Genomic DNA, 17,076 nt, shown 5'->3' on the forward strand with positions numbered 1-17,076 from the left:
GACGATTCTAGCAGCCGCCCGGCCGGCCCGTTTTACGCACGACAATCGTGCGCGAGCTTCAAATGATCCCGATCCGCTCGACGCAGGCCAGGCTTGCGCCCTGCATCCGCAACTGTTCCGCAAAGCCTTCCGGCAGCCGTTCCTGCCAGGCGCGCGGCAGCAGGATGCGGTCGCCCGGTCCGGCTTCGCGCAGCAGCAGCGCGCACTTGGGTTCCAGGCCGTCGACCTCGTCGACCCGGCCCGCATGCCAGGCGCCCGAACAGCCGCTGGCGATCAGGCGTCCGCGCGGCACGAATTCGCGTCCGCGCGCCAGCCGGTCGGCCATCACCAGCGCCAGTTCCCAGGAACGACCGGCGAAGGCGTCGGCGCCGAAGCGCACCACGCTGCGCCAGCGTCCCAGCGCGCGGCCGTCGAAGTGACGGGCGCCGCCCAGCACCTGGCGCACGGCCAGCTGGCGGGCGGCATCCTGGTCGGGCGCGGCGATGGTCTGTTCCTCTTCCAGCGTCTCCTGCCCGCCGTGGCCGGCCAGGGGGTGCACGCTGACCTCGACCCAGGCCAGGCTGCCGTCCTCGCCGCTGTGCAGCGGGAACCAGGCGCGCGCCGTCGATACCGCCGCGGACGGATCCACATGCCCGCTCAGCAGCCCCAGGTGCGGCAAGCCGCCGGCGCCGCCCAGCAGCGTGTCGCCTGGCGCGGCCGTCCCCAGGGTGTTGCCGTCGACGCGGCCGCGCTCCCAGGCATCCGACCAGCCGTTCGCCGCCAGCGACGCCTGGGGGCGCAGCAGGCCGCGCACGCTGCGGTCGGCCAGCACCGCCGCCAGCTCCCAGCCGCGCTCGCCGTCCCGCGGACGCCGGTCGAGACTGAGCACGACCTGGTCGCGGCTGTCGAAGCCCGCCTCGGTCAGGCGCGCCAGGCGCAGCACCTGCTGCATGCGCTCGGCCAGGCGCGCATCGTCCGGCACCACGCACTTGACCTCGGCGCGGCCGGCACGCGGACGGCGGCTCGCGGTCAGGGTCAGCACCGAACCGTCGGCCAGCGGGCAGCGGCAATCCACCGATTCCGGGATGGCACTCATGCCGTGTCTCCTTCGGCGGCGACGGTGACTGCCCGGCGCCCTTCGCAATCGGCTTCCAGGTTGGCGACGATGCGTTCGGCCTCGCCGTACAACTGCGGCAGCGCGGCCTCGCCGGCATGGCGCAGGCGGGCCAGCAGGGCCCAGGCCTCGTCCAGCGAGACGCAGGCGCGCCGGCTGTGGCGCGCGCGGCGCAGCTGGGCGTCCTGGTCCAGGGGCTGGCCGGGCGCCGCCAATTCCAGCGCCGGCATGGCGTTGACGCCCACCGACACCAGGTCCAGGCGCTGCAGCAAGGCCTGCTGGCGCTGGAACGACTCGTGCGCCGCCGGCATGGCCGCCAGCCGCAGCCCGCACATCAGGCAAGGCAGCTCGAGGAAGAGGCGGCGCAGCGCCTTCGCGTCTTCCGGCGCCGGATCGAAGCGCACGGCCGGTGCGCCGGCCGGGGCCGGCTCGACAGACGCAGGCGCCGCCCCGGGCTGCGGTTCGGCGAGGCGTGCGGCGCGCGCCGCCAGTTCACGCGCATAGTCGCGGGTCTCGCCCAGGTCGACCGGCACGCAGTCGTCGACGGTCACGCCAAAGCGCATGTAGAGCAACTGGTTCAGGCCCTGGCGGAAGGCGTTCCATTCTTCCAGCGTGGTGCAGGGCGGCAGCTCCAGGCCGCCGGTGGCCAGCTCGTGGCGCAGCGCGCCCTCGATGGCCGCCGCCAGCGCCGCCAGCTCCAGCCGTCCCGCCACCTCGGCCGCCAGGTAGAGGTCGAAGCGCTGCTGGGATGCCTGCGGGTCCGGCGCATCGATGGCGAAACTGGTGCGCAGGCCGATCTCGGGCGCCGTCTCGAAGGGGACCAGGTCGGCCGTGTACGGCCCCGGATGGAAGCCATAGACGGTCTCGCCCGGACGCGCCTCGATGCGCCTCGCGGCCTGCAGGCGGCGCGCGCGCCCATCGCTGCCGACCACCACCGCCTGGCAGCCGGACGGCGGCACGCTGCCCGCCGGCAGCGCCAGTGCGACCACCGTCCTGCCCAGTTCGCAGGCATCGGCGGCGGGGGCGGCGCGCTTGAAGAATCCCAGCATCATGTCCTCATTCGGTCAGCAGTTCGACAGCGAAGCCGGCGCCGCGCGCCTGCAGGTGGCCGGCCGGCGATTCGGCAAAGGGCCAGGCGGCTTCGCATTCGCCGTCCGCATCGAGCCGGCCTTCGAGCACGGTGTGGCCGGCGCCGTCGCTGACCCGCAGCGGCGCGCGCGCCGCCAGCAGGGCCGGTGCGAAGGGTGCGTCGGCGGCCAGCTGCACGATGGTCTTCCAGCCGGCGCCGTCGGCCAGGAAATGCAGGGTGAACCAGCCGTCGTCGGTGCGCAGGGCCTCGAGCTCGCCGCTGCTGGCCGCGCGCAGGCGTCCGCGGCTCGCCCGCCAGCCCGCGGCCGCGACTTCGCCGGCCTGGGCCGCGCGGCGTTCGATCGCCAGCTGGCGCAGGCGGCGCGCGGTCAAGGGCGAAGCCTGCAGGGCCGCGCGCTCGCCCGCCGTCAGCGGACGGCTGCCGTCCAGCGCCGCGACCAGGGTCGCATCGGCCAGCACCAGGCGGTCGCCCTCGGCCCGCCGGCCCAGCAGCAGGCGTTCCTGCAGCCGGCGTTCGCCGGCGGTATCTCCCGCGGTCTTCATGTTCATCCCGTTCTCCTCATGGTTGCCGCTTCCAGGCGGGCAATCGCGGCGTCGCGGCGCTTGCGCAAGGTCGGCAGCGATACCTCGGCCAGTGCGGCCAGCTGCTGCATGGTCGGCAATTCGCCGGTGGCCGGATCGCGCCACGCGTCCGGATAGGAATCGTCGCCGGTACCGAGCAGCTTCGCATACACCGCCAGGCGGATCGCAAGGCCGTCGCCGGCCAGTTCGCGCGCCACCCAGCCGGCGCGCTGCTCGGCGTCGCCCGCCGCCTGCATGTAGCCGGGGGGCAGTGAAACGGCGGCGGCCACGGCTTCCAGCCGCGCCTCCGCTACCAAGGGCTCCTCCGGCCCGGCGTCCGGCGGGCCCTCGGCTTCCAGCCCGTCCTCGCGCGCTTCGAGGATCAGGTCCGGCCCCGGCGTCGCGCCCTGCTCCGATTCCTGCAGCACGCGCCAGTAGTCTTCCATCCACAGGGCGGCGTCGTCGCGGTCCTGCAGCCAGTCGCGGTCCTGGTTGGCGGACAGGGCTTCGTAGTCGCCGATCTCGCCCAGCATGGCGGCAATCTTCTCGGGCGCGGTCTTCAGGCTGGCGAAGCGCTTCGAGCGGGTGTGCAGCGGGCCGGGACTGCCGGTGAAGGCTTCCAGGGTCTCGCTCCAGCGCAGCAGCCATTCGGCGCGGCAGTCGGCGATCGAGCGTAGCTGGCGCACCTCGATCGGCGTGCCCTGCAGCTCGCGCCCCAGGATGGCGCCGACCTGGGCGCGGTGCTGCTCCCAGTCGGCGAACAGGCGGGCCAGCTCACCGTAGGCCGTGTCCAGCATGCGGTAGGCGTACATGCGGTTCGGGCTGCAGGGACGGCCGCAGGCGGCCTGGTAGTTGTCGGCGTCGACCTTGTCGCGCAGGACCGCATACATGTCGTTCACCTTCTTGCGCAGCAGGGCCTCGCCGCCGGCATCGAACCAGAACGGGGCGACGCGCGCATGCTCGGCGGCGACCGCCGCGCAGAACCCCTGCCAGTCGGCGGGACGGGCCTGCAGCTCGTACAGCAGGTCCAGGGCCAGTTCCAGCACCGTGTCGCCATAGCTGTTGCCGGCAGCCTGGGCCCGGGCCGTGCGGCGCGCCTGGCGCAGGTGCTCGCCGGCCAGCTCGACGTAGAGCGCCAGCGTCTCCTCGCGCGCCGCCGGATCGGACAGGCGCGCGCAGTCGCAGGCGCGCAGGGCCGCCAGCGAGCATTGCCCCAGCAGCTTGCGCACTTCCTCCCAACCAGGCTCCTGGTATCGGGTTCCCGGCAAACGCATACCATCCTCACCATTGTGTCTACAACAAATAATGCCATACAAACACAAAAGCGAGGCGCCCAGATGGGCGGAATTCACCCCTTAATTCTTGCTACGGCGCCCATTTCGTTTCTTGCATGAAACGCAACACGGCGGCCGCCACCGGCGCCGCATGGGCGCCTCCCGTCTCGTCGGAGCGGCTGACGAAGACGGCGAAGGCCAGCCGGCGCGTCTGTCCGGGCAGGCTGCCGGGTTCGAGCCAGCCGGTGAACCAGACCGTGGCGCGCTCGCCGTCGCCGACCGGCGCGGTGCCGGTCTTGCCGTACAGGCCGCGCCGCAGGGCTGCCAGCTCGCTGCCGCGGAAGGCGCCGGCCGCGGTACCGCTGTCGATCACGCCCTTCATGCCGGCGCGGATGCGGTCCAGGCGCACGTCCAGCGGCGTTCCCGCGGGCGCGGCCGCCGCCCGTCCGTCCAGGCTGTCCAGCAGGCGCGGCGTGGCGATCTTCCCCTCGCCCACCGCCGCCGCCACCAGCGCCATCTGCAGCGGGGTCGCCTGCATGCGCAGGCCGATCGCCATCTGGCGCAGCTCGTGGCGGGTATGCACCGGGTCGATGCCGCTGGGGCTGGCCTGCAGCGCATCCCAGGCCGACCACGGATAGTCCGCCGGCAGCAGGCCGCCGTCCAGGCGCAGGGCCTGGCCGAAGCCGAGCCGGCGCGCCATCGCGACGATGGGCCGCACCTCGTCCAGCGCCCCCGGCGTGAGCGGCTGCAGGTCGGGCGCGCCGCCCTCGGGCCGGCCCAGCAGGCTGCGGTCGGACAGCTCCCCGGTCCAGGCGAACCAGGTGTTCAGGCTGTAGCTGATGGCCTGCTGCAGGCCCAGGCGGCCGTCCTGGGCACGCCGGTCCAGGCCCTGGTCGCGGAAATTCGTGATGCGCGCGCGGCCGTCGACCGGATAGGTGGATGCCTCGGTGCGGAAGGCGAAGCCGCGCGCGGCGGCGGCCGCGTTGATGGCGGCCAGCGGCTCGCCGGCCAGCAGGGCATCCAGCCGGGCATCCTGGCGCGCCGCCAGTTCCAGCCCGAGGGCGCTGACGATCTTGAAGGTCGAGCCGGGGCTGCGCTCGGCGCCGCCGTCGTGCTGGAAGGCCGGCAGGCGCAGCGGGCTGGCGGCCGGGTCGATGCGGTCGAAGTCGCGCACCTCGGGCCAGTTGGAAGCGTCGACCCGGGCAGTGCCGGCGCCGGCCGCCGCCAGGATCTCGCCGCTGGCGGCATCCAGCACCACCATGCCGGCCTGGCGTCCGGCCGGCGGCGCGCCGCCGCCGGTGCATCGCCCGCCGGCCCATTCGCCGCGCCGCATGGCGATGCAGTCGAGCGCCCCCTGCGCCGCCGCCTGCAGGCCGAGATCGAGACTCAGGACGGCCTGGTGGCTGCCGCTGCCGGGCAGGCGCGCCAACATGCCGGCCACGCTGCCGGCATGTCCGGCCTGCACGCCCAGCAGCGGCGCCAGCCCGGCCTGGCGGGCGGCCTCGGTCGGCGCGCCATCGCTCCACAGGCTGCGTCCATGACGGTCCGCCAACGCCACCGTGGCCCGGACCGGCGCGCGCCGCCCCTGCCCGGCCGGCAGCGCCTGCCAGGCGAGCGCGCCGTCCTTCAGCACCAGGTGGCGGTAGCGGGCGTCGCCTGGCGCCGCCAGCGCGTCCATACCGAGCGGCGCCGCGTCCACGACGATTTCACGCGCGCCGGGGTCAGGCGCCAGATCCAGCACCTGGACCTCGTCCGCACGCACGCAGGCGCGGCCGCCGCAGGCCGGCGTCGCCGCGATCAGGCGCGCACCGGAGACGCCGCCCAGGCGCCCGACCAGCATCAGCTGCATCGTGCCGCCTGCGGCCGCCGCGGCCGGCAGCTGCAGGCGCAGGCGCGCACCGTCGCCGCCCAGCGGCCAGGACGCCACCCGTTGCCAGCCGCCCCAACCCTGCGGCAGGCTGGCGAACAGGCGGGTGGCCGCCGCCGGGAGGTCGCGCGCCAGCGGCGCCGGCGCAGCGCCCGCTTCGATCCGCGTGCGCACCGCATCGGTGCCGGCGCGCAGGCGCCAGGCCAGCAGGCGGCGCTCGCTGTTGAAGATGCGGACCTGCTCGCGCAGGAAGTCGCCGTCGGCATGCCGGTAGAGGCGCTCGAGCAGGCGTTTGGTATCGTCGTCGATGGGGACGTGATCCCAGCCGGTCCTGCCGACTGCGCGCCAGGCCGCCAGGTCAGGCGGCGCCAGCTCGGCCAGTCCATCGGCACCCAGGCGCAGCAGGCCGCGCGCGCCCAGCGCCTCGAACAGGCGCTGGTCTTCCAGCGCCGGCGCCGGTCCGGCCGGTACGTGGTAGACGCCGGGCGCCAGCCAGGCCTGCACCGGCTCGCCGGCGCTCGGGAAGGCCAGCGCCAGCGCGCGCGTACCCGGCTGGGCCGATGGACGAAAGAGCTGCAATACCAGCTCGCCGGCCGCGCAGTTGCCGCTGGAGCGGCGCAGGAAGCGCAGGGCCTTGTGCTCCCACAGCAGCCAGCCCTGGCGGCCGAGTGTCGCCTGCCCGGGCGCCGCGGCCGCGACGACGGCGGCGCCGCGGTCGCCGGTCCAGCGCGCGGGCATGCCTTCCCAACGCAGGTTCGGCGCGGCCACGCTGCCGCTCAACTGGATGCGCGGCATGGCCTCGTCGGCCAGCACCACATTGCGCAGCGCCACCGGTCTGGCGGATTGCGCATTGCCCGCGGCCAGCGCCGCCACCTCGTCGAAGCGGTAGCCGATCCGCAGCGGCAGCAGGCGTCCCCTGGACGGGTCGATCATCTGGCTGCACAGGTCGATGCGCTGGGCAGGTTCGGCGCGCAGGCCGGACAGGATCAGCAGGGCGGTGCCGCCATGCGGCTCCAGCACCACCGCCGGGCCGGGCGGCACCGTGAAGGCGGCGCCCGGCAAGACCGGCTGCAGGGACGCCAGCCCATCCGGACCAGCGGCCTGCGCCTCGCCCGCGGCCGCGATCCAGCGCGCATGCACGCCGATCGCGACGGCACCGGCCACGCCCAGCAGGGTGCAGGCCAGGCCCAGCCAGCGCAGCGCGGCCGGACGGACCGGTGCCTCGCGTGCCGGCGCCGGCGCCGGYGTCCGCGCATGTGCACGCGTGTCCGGCCGCGTGCGCGCCCGTCCAGCCCGCAGGTTGCGCGCGCGCCGCCAGCGCGCCTGCCCCGCCGCCAGGGCACCGAACACCGTTGCCATCATGCCGCCTCCCCTTGATGTATCGGCCAGGCCTAGCGGGGGGCGGCTGAAAACGCGCAGCTTCGGGCGCGTTTTTTCGCACTTCATCCCGCTTTTTTTGCGGCCTGTCGCAAGCCGCTGGAGACATGACGGCCGTCTGGATAAAGTGCACACATCGAAACCCGATTCACAACCCGAAACGAAAGGAGCAACATCATGAACATCATCAAGCACATGGAAGCCGCCTTCCTGTTTTCGCTGAGCGTCGCCGGTGTGGCAAGCGTGGCCGTCGAAGCGATCCCGCCGGCCCAGGCCAGCGCCCCGGCCCGCATCGAAGTCGTCGCCCAGTCGAGCATGCCGGTCGTGCACGTCACCGCCAAGCGCATGACCGAGGCCGAGAAACGCCTGTCCCTGCAAGCCGAACGGGCCGGCAGCAGCAACGGGGGCATCCAATGAACCGCGGCGTCCGCGGGCGGCGCCGGCACCTTCGCCGGAACCTGCCCGCGGCAAGCTGAGCTGCTGCATCTTCCTTCTGTCTTACCTCCGCTTTACTCCCTCATCGATACTTACCAGCGCCCGTCAAGGCTGCGCGGTTCCCCATGCACTGCCAACCGGCCGGATTCTGTAGATCCTCGACCGCTCCGACGCCCGCCGCGCCCGAACTCTCGGCAGACCTTCTCCCTGCCTGCTATTGCAGAGGCCAGAACCATACTTCCCAGGCGATGAAATAGCAGGAGCCGGCGCATTGCAGGCCGCCCCCCATCGGCATGCCGGCCTACTCATCGCAGCACCCGTTCGGAGGGCAAGGCCATTTGTCTTGCCAGGACTCGACGAGCAGCTTCGCCGCGCGTCGCTTCAGCTGATCGGCGGGCAGCGCGCCGAGTATGGCCCTCGCCTGGGCCTGCAGGTCCGCCGAACGGGGCTTCGGCAAAACCTTGCCGTTCGGGCCGACATGGCACCATACGCCAGGCTCGGTTGCATCGAAGGTGCCGCGGATGTATTCCTCCGCAGCCACCGCCGCGGCCGGCCGGCTCAGCTTTTGAAGGAGTTGTGCACCGCGTGGTCCTTGCCACCGTGCGCGGCGATGAACATGGCGACGGCCGATCGGCAATAGGATTCGATTTCGTTGTCGTCCTCTGCTCTCGCCTCATCGAAGCGCACGATATTCAAGAGATCAGATCCTTTGAATAGCGCTGCAAACAAGCGGGCGGACCGTAGAGGATCTGGTACGTTCAGAACCCCCTTCGCATGCAACTGACGAAACAGGGATTCGATTTGGGCAATGACATGGGCCGGCCCGGCTTCGTATTGGAGCTTGCTTAACGACTTTTGACTCGTCTTATCGGCCATGATCATGGCTTCGACACCGCGGACCTCCGGGTTTAAGAACGTGCGAAGCAGGGATAATCCCACCGCCATCAGCTGATCTTCGGCCGAACCAGCAACGCCTTCAAAAAGGGCCTGTGGGGCAAACTGATGGCAACGGGCGGCGATGGCCGCGCTGAACAGGGCTTCCTTGTTCTCGAAGTGCCGATAAATGCTTAGCTTGGATATTCTTGCCCGCTGGGCGACCTTGTCCATTGTCGTCGCCTGAAAGCCCAACTCCACAAAAAGTTCGCACGCGGCGTCGAGTATCGTCTGGCCAAGCGCCTCGTTGGCAGGCCGACCGCGTCGGGCCTGGCTGTTTTCGGTCATAAAAATTCCAGTACTTGACAGTATTCTAAATTCCATTTTAGGATACTATAAGGTATCTTAAATGTGCAAGCCAATGCGTCGGTTTCGCCCAATTCCCCAAATCAAGTTCACCGGGGCGCCCGGCGATATCGAATGCAGTATTGTCCGGCCGGTCAGTCCGGTAACGGGCGGCATTGTCGTGAATGGCGAAGTCCTGCTAGCTGCTCGTCTCGAGCATGTATCGCTGGACGATATTGCGCACCAGATCCGGTCCACCCCTTCAACTACAGCGCGGAGCCCATTACCATGAATGACGTCATCATCATCGGCGGCAGCTTTGCCGGCCTCGCCGCCGCCCTACAGCTCGGCCGTGCCCGCCGCAAGGTCACCGTTCTCGATACCGGCCTGCCGCGCAATCGCTTCGCCGGCCACTCGCATGGCCTGCTCGGCCACGATCACAAGCCACCGCTGGACATCTTGGCAGAGGCGCGGCAGCACCTGGCGCGTTATCCCACGATCAGGCTGGTCAGTGCCCGGGCCGACCGCGTCGCCGGCGCCATCGACGATTTCTCCGTCTTCACTGGCGATGGCGAAAGCCTTGGCGCGCGGCGCCTGATCCTGAGCTATGGCGTCGCCGACCAGATGCCTGGTGTGCCGGGCTTTGCCGAAAGCTGGGGCACGTCCATCGTGCCCTGTCCCTATTGCGACGGCTTTGAAGTCGCCGGCCAGCACTGGGGCCTCGTATGGTCCGGCCCGCAGTCGCACCAGTCTGTCAGGCTGTTCCGCGATTGGACTGACAAGTTGACTGTCTTCGCCGATGGTCATCACATTCTGCCCGAGATCCAGGCCGATCTGGCGCGCCGCAACATCCCTGTCGTCGATGGCCGGATCGTCGAGATCGCCCATCACAAGGGCCATATCTCCACCGTCAATCTCGAAACCGGCCGTAATATCGCGGTCGACATCCTGTTCGCCCATCCGCGCAACAAGCCGTCCGCAAGCCTCCATGAATCACTGGGCCTCGCCACGGTGGATACGCCCGTCGGCATCGTCCTCAAGGTCGACGAGCGCCGCCAAACCAGCACGCCCGGCATCTACGCCGCCGGCGACCTCGCCACGCCCTTCCTGCCCTCGGTCACCCAGGCATCATCGCAGGGCGCGATGGCGGGTATCTTCGCCCAGCAATCGATGCTGGTTTGAAGAAGAGCTTGGCACTGATCGGACCAGAACAAGGGGATGGCACGGCAGAGCAAAATGCGTATCAGGTCGCGAACTGGAATGGCCAAAGCGGGAGCGCTGGGTTGCCAACAGGCTCGGCTCGACGCCATGCTGGCGGTGTTCGGCCAGGCCGCGATCGAAGCCGCCGCGCCTGCAGCGGGTGAGCGCGCTGGACGTCGGCTGCGGCGCGGGTCGCTTTCGTCTGCTGGCGGTACGTCCACCGGTATTGTTAGAGATACTGACTAAATGCAGGTAGGACAAAAGGTTTCAGATGTAAGCATCTCTTTCAGACGCCCACAGCGGTGTTCGACCGAGCTATAGTGAACTCGTCGAAAACGCATCTGATCCTCACCGGACTGGAGACCGAATATGAAACGCACCCTCGCCCTCGCCGCCCTGATCTTCGCCGGCGCTGCCGCCGCCCCCCTGCCCTCGCTGGCCGCGAGCAACGTCAGCCTCTATATCGGCACCGCGCCGCCGGCACCGGTCTACGAACGGGTTCCTGCGCCGCGCCACGGCTATGTGTGGGCGCCGGGCTACTGGAACTGGGCCGGCCAGCGCCACGTCTGGGTGCCGGGCTACTGGGTGGCCGAGCGGCCGGGCTATGTCTACAATGCGCCGGTCTGGACCCAGGGCGGCGGCGGCTGGTACATGCAGCCGGCGCGCTGGACCCAGTATGGCGGCTACGACCGCGGCTATGACCGTGGCTACCGTGACCGCGACCGGGACGGCATTCCGGACCGCTACGAAGTGCGCCGCGGCTGGGACCGCGACCGCGACGGCATCCCCGACCGCTACGAGCACGGCCGCCGCGACGGCCGCTGGGACCAGGACCGCGACGGCGTCCCGAACCGCTATGACCGTGACCGCGACGGCGACGGTGTGCCGAACCGCTACGACCGCCGCCCGGACAATCCGTGGCGCCGTTGATCGCCGCTGCCTGATGTCCTTCTGAAAATGCGCCGCCTGCCGGCGCATTTTGCGTTTTGGGGTATCCTCCCGGCATGATCGAGCATTCCCGTCTTCAAGAAATCGCCTACAAGGGCGAACGCGCCGCCAGCCGCCGCCTGGCCGCCGCCGAAAACCTCAGCGACGAGCAAGCCTTGCGCCGCACCCTGGAATTGAAAGCCGGCAAGGCCGGCCTGGCCGCCCTAATCGAGGCCCGYAGCGCCGACCTGGCCGCCCAGGCCAGCCGCAGCGCCGCCCGCGACGCCCTGCGCGAGGCGGCACGGGCACGCCAGGCACGGCGCCATGACGGTCCGCCCAGCGCCTGGCGCGCCTGGTTCGACGGTTCGGCGCACCCGAATCCCGGCCGCTGCGGCATCGGCGCCCGACTCGACGGGCCGGATGGCAGCGTCGAGATCTCGCGCGCCGCCGGCTACGGCAACAGCAGCGAAGCCGAGTACCGCGCCCTGATCGCCGTGCTGGAAGCGGCCGTCGCGCGCGGGGTGGCCGGCCTCACCGTCTATGGCGACAGCCAGGTCGTGATCGGCGACGTGACCGGCCCGGACGCCCTCGCCGCGCCGGCCCTGCACGCCTACCGCGCCACCGCCCGCGCACTGATGGCGCGCATCGACGGCCTGGTCCTGCGCTGGGTACCGCGCCACAAGAACCAGCAGGCGGACGCGCTGTCGCAGCGCGCCTTCGACGATTTCCCTGATGATGCAAACGCAACCGCAACCGATGCAGCTTAACTCTCCCGAACTCGACGCCTGGCGCACACGCCTGGCAGCCCTCGCCATCGAATGCGCCGCCGGCGATCTCGACGGCGCCCACGACGCCAACCACCTCGACCGCGTCTGGCGCAATGCCTGCGCCCTGCTGGCCGATCATCCCGACGCCGACGCGCTGGTGGTGCTGGCCGCCTGCTACCTGCACGACCTGGTCAACCTGCCGAAAAACGATCCGGCCCGTTCCAGCGCCTCGCGGCTCTCGGCCGGGCTGGCGCGCGAGCGGCTGGCCGAACTCGGCTTCCCGGCCGCGAAGCTCGACGCCGTCGCCCATGCGATCGAAGCCCACAGCTTCTCGGCCGCGATCGCACCGCGCACGCTCGAAGCGCAATTGGTGCAGGATGCCGACCGCCTCGACGGCCTCGGTGCGGTCGGGCTGGCGCGCATGTTCTACATCGCCGGCCGCATGGGCAGCAGCCTGGCCCACGGCGGCGATCCGCTGGCGACCACGCGTCCGCTCGACGACAAGGCCTATTCGCTCGACCACATCCCGGTCAAGCTGGCCCGCCTGCCCGGCATGATGCAGACCGCGGCCGGACGCCGCCTGGGCGAGCAGCGCCTGGCCATGCTGATGGACTTCCGCGACGCCTTTGCGGCCGAGTGGAGTGGCGTGGCGTAAAAGCTAAGCCATTAACTGACAGGCAACAGTGCTAACATAGGGATTTTCCGTATCCGCGACGGCCATCCCATGACCAGCACTGCGACCCTTGCCAAGGCTTCCGCCGGCAACCTGAACTTCGTCCTGATCTGCGTATTCATCGACATGCTGGGCATCGGCCTGATCGTGCCGGTGCTGCCCGGGCTGGTCGGCGAATTCGTCCACGGACGCGAGCAGCAGGCCATGTGGTACGGGATCCTGGCGGCCTCCTTCGGACTGATGCAGTTCCTGTTCATGCCGATGGTCGGCGCGGTCAGCGACCGCCTCGGGCGCCGACCCGTGCTGCTGTACTCGATGGGCGGCATGTGCATCAACTTCCTGGCCACCGCATGGGCTCCGAACCTGGCCTGCCTGTTCATCGGACGGATCATCGGCGGCGCCTCCTCGGCCAGCATGTCGGTGGCCTCGGCCTATGCCTCGGACGTGACCCGTCCCGAGGACCGCTCGAAAAGCTTCGGCAAGATCGGCGCCGCCTTCGGCGCGGGCTTCGTCTGCGGCCCGGTGCTGGGCGGCCTGCTCGGCAACGTCTCGCTGCACCTGCCCTTCTACGTGGCCGCCGGGCTGTCGGCCGCCAACTTCGTGTACGGCTACCTGGCGGTGCCGGAATCGCTGCCGCCGGGCCAGCGCAAACCTTTCAAGCTGGCCGACGTCCATCCCCTCGGCGGCCTGGCGCGGCTGGCGCGCCGGCGCGAAATCCGCAGCCTGGTCGTGGTGTACACGCTGACCACCTTCTCGCAGATGATGCTGCAGTCGGTCTGGGTCCTGTACACCACCTTCCGCTTCGACTGGACGCCGCGCGACAACGGCATCGCCATGTTCTGCGTGGGCGTGGTCAGCATCGTGGTCCAGGCCGGCCTGCTGTCGGTACTGATCCGGCGCTTCGGCGAAGTGCGCCTGACCCTGCTCGGACTGGTCTCCGGCGCCATCACCTTCCTGCTGTACGGACTGGCCACCCACGGCTGGATGATGTACGTCTTCATCCTGTGTAACCTGCTGGCCTTCGCTTCCGGTCCCGCCCTGCAGGGCATCATCTCGAAGACCACCGGCGCCGGCGAACAGGGCGAGCTGATGGGCTCCCTGCAATCGGTGGGCAGCCTGGGGGTGATCCTGATGCCGCTGCTCGGCACCTTCCTGCTCGGCGCGGCCAGCCACCTGCCGCCGCAGGACTGGCGGATCGGCATGCCCTTCTTCCTCGGCACCGGCATGCTGGCGCTGGCCTTCTTGGTCGCGCGGCGCTACTTCCGCAGCCACGGCCAGCCGTGACGGCGGCCATCCCGCTGCCCGTGCTCGCGGCGGTGCTCGGCGCCGCACTCCTTCACGCGACCTGGAACGCGCTGGTCAAGGGCCGCGCCGGACAGGGCGACCCGCTGCTGCCGACCGTGCTGGTGGTGGCCGGCGGCGCCCTCGCCAGCGCCCTGCTGCTGCCCTTCCTGGCCGCGCCGGCTCCCGCCAGCTGGCCCTTCATCGCCGCCTCCAGCCTGGCGCAGACCGTCTACTACCTGCTGCTGATCGCCACCTACCAGCACGGCGACATGAGCCATGCCTATCCGCTGATGCGCGGCACGGCGCCGCTATTGGTGGCCGTCTTCAACGGCATCCTGCTGGGCGAACACCTGAGCGGCGCGCAATGGCTCGCGGTCTGCCTGATCTGCGGCGGCGTGCTGGCCATGCTGCTGGCGGCGCGCCCGCCCACGGCGCGGCAGATGCAGGGCCAGCACCGCGCCACCCTGTTCGCGCTGGCGACCGCCTGCGTGATCGCGCTGTACACCATGGTCGACGGCGCCGGCGTGCGCCGCTCCGGCGCGCCAGCCGCCTATACCATGTGGATCTTCCTGCTGACCGGGGTGGCGGTGCTGGCCTGGGCCGCGCGCGGACGCATGCGGCCGCTGGCGGCGCTGGCCCGCGCGCGGCCGCTGCTGCTGCCGGTGGGCGGCGTCAGCACCCTCGGCTCCTACGGCATCGCGCTGTGGGCGATGACCCTGGCGCCGGTGGCCGCGATCGCCGCCCTGCGCGAAACCTCGATCCTGTTCGCCACCGCGATCGCCGCGCTGTTCCTGCGCGAACGGGTGGGCCGCGGACGCCTGCTGGCGGCAGGGCTCATCGCCTGTGGCGCGGTCGCCATGCGCCTTGCATGAAAACCGGGATTCGTTGAAATATTTGTATGTTTTGCACGCCAGATTTGCTAAGGTCTCGAAGCGGGCCCGGCAGGCCCCGATCACTTATCTGGCGGAGACTCCATGAACATCCATAACAAGGTCCTGTACGGCGCTCTTTTCCTGCTTGCCTCGGCATCGAATGTGGCGACGGCCGGGAAAAGCTATACCTATTCCTACCTCGGCAATCCCGACAACCCGAACGTCAGCGCCAAACCGGTCTCCTGCGCCAAGAACGTCTGCAGTCCCTCGGTCGCGCTGGTGGGCGGCGGCTACGACGTCGGCGAAGCCTTCCGCTGGATGATCGCCCGCGCCGGCGTCAACACCGGCACCGGGGGCCGCTTCGTGATCATCCGCGCCACCGGCACCGATGCCTACAACCCCTATATCTACAGCCGCCTCGGCCAGGTCGACGGCACCAGCCCGAAAGGCTACGAGATGGTGGGCGGCGCCGACCTCGGCCTGACTTCCGTCGAGACCCTGGTGATCCCGAGCCGCGCAGCAGCCGAGGATCCCTTCGTCCTGCAAGTGATCGGCCGCGCGAACGCCATCTTCATCGCCGGCGGCGACCAGGCCGACTACTACAATTACTGGCAAAGCACCTCGCTGAACACCTTGATCCAGAAAGCCATCGCGGCCGGGATTCCGGTCGGCGGCACCAGCGCCGGCACCGCCATGCTGGGCCAGTACGCCTTCGCCGCCCTGAACGGCGCGCTGGAATCGCCCAAGGCCCTGGGCGATCCCTTCAACAAATACGTGACCCTCGATCCGCTGAACACCTCGTCGAACAAGTTCGTCCAGACCGGCAGCTTCGTGAACGTCGCGCCGCTGGCGAACACCGTCACCGACACCCATTTCAATACGCGCGACCGCCTGGGCCGCCTGTTCACCTTCGTGGCCAGGATCGGAAACGGCTGCAGCGGCGGCGTGGTGAACTACGGCGACGTGGTCGGCGTGGGCATCAACGAAGAGACCGCGCTGCTGATCTCCGGCGCCCCGGGCAGCGCCAGGGCGGAGATGGCGGTGAATCCCTACAATGCCGAGAACACCACGGCGCAATACACCGCGCAGAATTCCGCCTACTTCGTGAAGTACAACGGCGCACCCTCGCAATGCGTGGCCGGCAAGCCGCTGGTCGACAACAGCAACATCCAGGTCTACCGCCTCAGCGCCCAGCCGTCCAAGCCCTCGCCCTACCCGTCCGCACCGCAATACAGCTTCAGGGTGAGCGCGAGCTTCAACACCTCGGACTGGGCTTCGCAAAAGGTGCAGACCTATGGCGACGGTTCATCCCTGAGCGGTCCGTACACCTACGGCACCTCGGGCGGCGCAATCCTCGGCAATACGGTGCATTGAATGAGCGATGAAACGAGCTACGACAGCCAGAACGCCTTCGCCAGGATCCTGCGCGGCGAACTGCCGTCCCTGAAGATCTACGAAGACGAGGCCACGCTCGCGATCATGGACATCATGCCGCAAGCCGACGGCCACGTCCTCGTCATTCCGAAGGAAGCGGCGGTCGAGATCTTCGCGCTGTCCCCCGACGCCGCCTGCGCCTGCATCCGCACCACGCAAAAGGTGGCGGCGGCGGTGAAGGCAGCAACGGATGCGCCGGGCATCATGATCGCCCAGTTCAACGGCAGCGCGGCGGGCCAGACCGTGCCCCACGTGCACTTCCACATCATCCCGCGGCGTGAAGCGGAGCCCTTGCGGATGCATGGGCGGATTGCTGCGGATCCTGTGCGTTTGCGCGAGATCGCGGCGCGCATCGTCGCCGCGCTCGAGGCCGGTGCGGCCAGAAGTCTGTCCTGAAACGCAGTGCGGCGCGACTATAAGAGTTGGCCACCAACTAATAAAGGCCTCCACAAAACGATAAATCTGCCACAACGGCCAAGTGCTACGGGCACCTAGGATTTTTTCTATCAGCAACAAGCTCGTACATGCTCCAATGTCCTCTATAGGCCTATTGTGTTGAAAAACTCCTGGGCAAGAAGCAGTCCTGATGAAGTAACTGTACAGGAAAGATGGGGACTGGCCGATCCGGCTCTGGTTAACTCATCGCTAAATTATCGTTTCGTCGTATCGGCAACAGCTTTTTGGCCATTCGGCGAAGATTTTGTGCCGTTGCCGCCAACAGAAACTCATCGTGGGCACCGCTGGGCCCACGCAAATGCAATTGCCTAAGTTTGAGAATGCGTTTGAGGTGTGCAAACAGCATCTCTACCTTCTTCCGTTCCCGACGCGACTCGCGATAAGCTTGGGTTTTACCGATAGCTCTTGCCACATCGCGCGCCGGCTCATGCGGACTGCGGTCGATTTTACGAATGATCATGTTGGGACAGCACTGCGGCTTTAGCGGGCAAACCTTGCAGTCGTATAGGCTGGCGCGATAGCGAAACGGATTTTTCTGCTGGCTGCGCT

Annotated in this window: 17 protein-coding genes and 1 pseudogene; 10 read left to right on the forward strand and 8 right to left on the reverse strand. The window is 69.4% G+C overall.

The features are described 5' to 3' along the window. Positions 1–58: 58 nt before the first annotated feature. The 5 genes from AC1DOQ_RS25870 to AC1DOQ_RS25890 form a co-directional block, all read right to left on the reverse strand. On the reverse strand, positions 59–1,075 hold the full coding sequence (locus AC1DOQ_RS25870; protein WP_477370929.1) for a hypothetical protein: 1,017 nt from the start codon (positions 1,073–1,075) through the stop codon (positions 59–61). Continuing rightward, positions 1,072–2,145, reverse strand: a complete 1,074-nt coding sequence (locus AC1DOQ_RS25875; RefSeq protein ID WP_477370932.1) for a hypothetical protein — start codon at positions 2,143–2,145, stop codon at positions 1,072–1,074. Before AC1DOQ_RS25875 ends, AC1DOQ_RS25870 begins: the two co-directional genes overlap by 4 nt. Positions 2,146–2,149: 4 nt before the next feature. Then, a complete protein-coding gene (locus AC1DOQ_RS25880) occupies positions 2,150–2,731 on the reverse strand; it encodes a hypothetical protein (protein ID WP_477370935.1) in 582 nt (193 codons plus the stop codon). Next, positions 2,728–4,017, reverse strand: coding sequence for a hypothetical protein (locus AC1DOQ_RS25885; RefSeq protein ID WP_477370938.1), 1,290 nt, complete (start codon positions 4,015–4,017; stop codon positions 2,728–2,730). The genes AC1DOQ_RS25880 and AC1DOQ_RS25885 overlap by 4 nt, the downstream gene beginning before the upstream one ends. 91 nt (positions 4,018–4,108) lie before the next feature. Next, on the reverse strand, positions 4,109–7,246 hold the full coding sequence (locus AC1DOQ_RS25890; protein ID WP_477370941.1) for a penicillin-binding transpeptidase domain-containing protein: 3,138 nt from the start codon (positions 7,244–7,246) through the stop codon (positions 4,109–4,111). A 192-nt stretch (positions 7,247–7,438) separates the two neighbouring features. Between AC1DOQ_RS25890 and AC1DOQ_RS25895 the strand changes: the two genes are divergently transcribed. Next, a complete protein-coding gene (locus AC1DOQ_RS25895; RefSeq protein ID WP_477370944.1) occupies positions 7,439–7,678 on the forward strand; it encodes a hypothetical protein in 240 nt (79 codons plus the stop codon). 319 nt (positions 7,679–7,997) lie between these two features. Here the strand turns inward: AC1DOQ_RS25895 and AC1DOQ_RS25900 are convergent, their stop codons facing one another. Further along, entirely contained in the window at positions 7,998–8,333 is a 336-nt protein-coding gene (locus AC1DOQ_RS25900; RefSeq protein WP_477370947.1) for a Rap1a/Tai family immunity protein, read from the reverse strand. Next, the gene (locus AC1DOQ_RS25905; protein ID WP_477370950.1) at positions 8,255–8,917 is read right to left on the reverse strand and encodes a TetR/AcrR family transcriptional regulator; all 663 of its coding nucleotides are present in this window, start codon (positions 8,915–8,917) and stop codon (positions 8,255–8,257) included. Before AC1DOQ_RS25905 ends, AC1DOQ_RS25900 begins: the two co-directional genes overlap by 79 nt. A gap of 285 nt (positions 8,918–9,202) precedes the next feature. Between AC1DOQ_RS25905 and AC1DOQ_RS25910 the strand changes: the two genes are divergently transcribed. The 9 genes and pseudogenes from AC1DOQ_RS25910 to AC1DOQ_RS25950 all read left to right on the forward strand — a co-directional run bounded on the left by AC1DOQ_RS25910 (position 9,203) and on the right by AC1DOQ_RS25950 (position 16,467). Continuing rightward, positions 9,203–10,096: an NAD(P)/FAD-dependent oxidoreductase gene (locus AC1DOQ_RS25910; RefSeq protein WP_477370953.1), complete on the forward strand. Its 894-nt coding sequence runs from the start codon at positions 9,203–9,205 to the stop codon at positions 10,094–10,096. A gap of 17 nt (positions 10,097–10,113) precedes the next feature. After that, positions 10,114–10,331, forward strand: a pseudogene (locus AC1DOQ_RS25915) (hypothetical protein); the annotation flags it as partial. 152 nt (positions 10,332–10,483) lie between these two features. Beyond that, the gene (locus AC1DOQ_RS25920) at positions 10,484–11,044 is read left to right on the forward strand and encodes a YXWGXW repeat-containing protein (RefSeq protein ID WP_477370956.1); all 561 of its coding nucleotides are present in this window, start codon (positions 10,484–10,486) and stop codon (positions 11,042–11,044) included. Between the two features lie 74 nt (positions 11,045–11,118). Continuing rightward, positions 11,119–11,808 carry a ribonuclease HI family protein gene (locus AC1DOQ_RS25925; RefSeq protein ID WP_477370959.1) on the forward strand — a complete coding sequence of 230 codons (690 nt, stop codon included), beginning with the start codon at positions 11,119–11,121 and terminating at the stop codon, positions 11,806–11,808. After that, positions 11,798–12,463, forward strand: coding sequence for an HD domain-containing protein (locus AC1DOQ_RS25930; protein ID WP_477370962.1), 666 nt, complete (start codon positions 11,798–11,800; stop codon positions 12,461–12,463). The genes AC1DOQ_RS25925 and AC1DOQ_RS25930 overlap by 11 nt, the downstream gene beginning before the upstream one ends. A 69-nt stretch (positions 12,464–12,532) precedes the next feature. After that, a complete protein-coding gene (locus AC1DOQ_RS25935) occupies positions 12,533–13,765 on the forward strand; it encodes a TCR/Tet family MFS transporter (protein WP_477370965.1) in 1,233 nt (410 codons plus the stop codon). Beyond that, the gene (locus tag AC1DOQ_RS25940; protein ID WP_477370967.1) at positions 13,762–14,637 is read left to right on the forward strand and encodes an EamA family transporter; all 876 of its coding nucleotides are present in this window, start codon (positions 13,762–13,764) and stop codon (positions 14,635–14,637) included. The genes AC1DOQ_RS25935 and AC1DOQ_RS25940 overlap by 4 nt, the downstream gene beginning before the upstream one ends. Before the next feature lie 102 nt (positions 14,638–14,739). Next, positions 14,740–16,011: a cyanophycinase gene (locus AC1DOQ_RS25945; protein ID WP_477370970.1), complete on the forward strand. Its 1,272-nt coding sequence runs from the start codon at positions 14,740–14,742 to the stop codon at positions 16,009–16,011. Continuing rightward, complete coding sequence (locus AC1DOQ_RS25950; RefSeq protein WP_477370973.1) at positions 16,012–16,467, forward strand: HIT family protein; 456 nt, start codon at positions 16,012–16,014, stop codon at positions 16,465–16,467. Between the two features lie 238 nt (positions 16,468–16,705). Here AC1DOQ_RS25950 and AC1DOQ_RS25955 read toward each other — a convergent pair. After that, positions 16,706–17,076, reverse strand: a 371-nt coding sequence (locus AC1DOQ_RS25955; protein ID WP_477370976.1) for a transposase, incomplete at its 5' end; no start/stop codon positions are given.

This window comes from Massilia sp. 01N417 (genome assembly GCF_056399645.1).